This is a genomic window from Actinosynnema sp. NPDC023658, from assembly GCF_040639995.1.
Lineage (GTDB): Bacteria > Actinomycetota > Actinomycetes > Mycobacteriales > Pseudonocardiaceae > Actinosynnema.
On sequence record NZ_JBFAAX010001189.1, the window covers coordinates 1 to 1,574 of the forward strand.

General features: G+C 67.2%; 1 protein-coding gene. It reads left to right on the plus strand.

The features are described from left to right. Positions 1-479 precede the first annotated feature (479 nt). Positions 480-1,265 carry an AraC family transcriptional regulator gene (locus AB0G02_RS39415; protein WP_360805389.1) on the plus strand — a complete coding sequence of 262 codons (786 nt, stop codon included), beginning with the start codon at positions 480-482 and terminating at the stop codon, positions 1,263-1,265. Positions 1,266-1,574 lie beyond the last annotated feature (309 nt).

The window sequence follows — 1,574 nt, forward strand, 5'->3', positions numbered from 1 at the left end:
GAGCGTCCCACGCGGACGGTTGTCCGCGCATCTCCCTGATTGCCGTATACCGGTCGAAAACGGACCTCCGGCCGCCTTCGGAATGCCCCTTCGGGGTCGGTGTGACGGTCCGGCGCAGGCCGTCGCGCTGCCTGACCTGACCGGGGACGCCGGCGTCCAGGGCTGTCACCCGAAAGGCGCAACAATAGTTTCCGTGGGTAGCCGGAAATCCCTTCGGCGGTCGTAGAAAATAAGAGCAGAGGATCCTTCACAAGATCATCCTCAGGCTAGGCCCGGTGATCATGGAACGTGGCCCTGTGCACGGTCTACGCTCCTTGCGCAGGCTGTTGGGCCCCTGGTAGCTTGCAAAAATCGGGGACACTGGGGGTCCTGGGGGGTTCACTGGGGGTTGTGGCGCGACGGTGCGCCAGTTCGTCACCGCTCGAAGGGTCGGTCCGGCGTACCGGGCCGGCGGGATTGAGCTTTCATTACATCTGCGAATGGGGGTCGTAGTGGAGGACGTAATAGAACGGGCGGTCGGTCGGGTCATCAACTTCATGCACGAGAATCTGGGTGAGCAGTTCACGATAGATGACATGGCCCGGACCGCCATGTACAGCAAGTTCCACTTCTCCAGGGCATTCCAACGGGTTACCGGAGTTTCTCCCGGTCGATTCCTGGCCGCGATCCGCTTACAAGAGGCCAAACGGCTGCTCGTGTGCACCACCCTGGCGGTGACGGACATCAGCCACCGGGTGGGTTACACGAGCGTCGGCACGTTCAGCTCGAGGTTCCGCAGCAGCGTCGGCGTCTCGCCGACCACGTACCGCCAACTGGGGGGACTGACCCCGCCGATCCCGCTGGCCCGGCGGAGTTCGGACGCGCGCACGTCCACCGTGCAGGGGGAGATCTACGCACCTCTGGGGGGTGCGCCGGGAATCATCTTCCTGGGGCTGTTCCCGGACCGGATCCCGCAGGGGAAGCCGGTCCGCTGCTCGATGCTCCACCGGCCGGGTCCGTACGTGCTCACCAACGTACCGCCCGGCACGTGGCACCTGCTGGCGCACTCCGTGGCACTGGGGCGGGAGTCGATGCTCGGCCAGGTGCCGTTCGGACAGGACCAGGCGCTCAACGTGGCGTCGTGCGGTCCGGTTTCCGTGCGGGCGGGAGCCCAGGTCAAGGACGTCGACCTGAGCCTGCGCCCGATCGGCACGCTGGACCCGCCGGTGCTGCTCGCACTGCCGTACATCCGCACCGTCGCACTGGACGCCGGAGCGGCCAGCTGACGGCCCGCACAAGCCCCACTCGGAATGACCCGCCATCCCGGCCGGTTGGCGGGTCCTCCGCCATTTCAGGGGTGCTACGGCCCGAATTCCGACCGCCACGCCACCGGCCGGGGAACGCGGGTTCCCGGTCGCTCGGGCGTCGGAATCCCGAACTCCCTGCGGGCACGGGAAAACGTCGGACGATCGGGCCGGTGGCGGAATGCGCCGCGGCCGGTCGCGGGAATGGCGGCCCCGTGGACTCCCGCGCCCTTCGGTAGGCCGTACTAGCCCTCCGCGATCGGAAGAGCACTGCGTGGCACGGAATCCGTT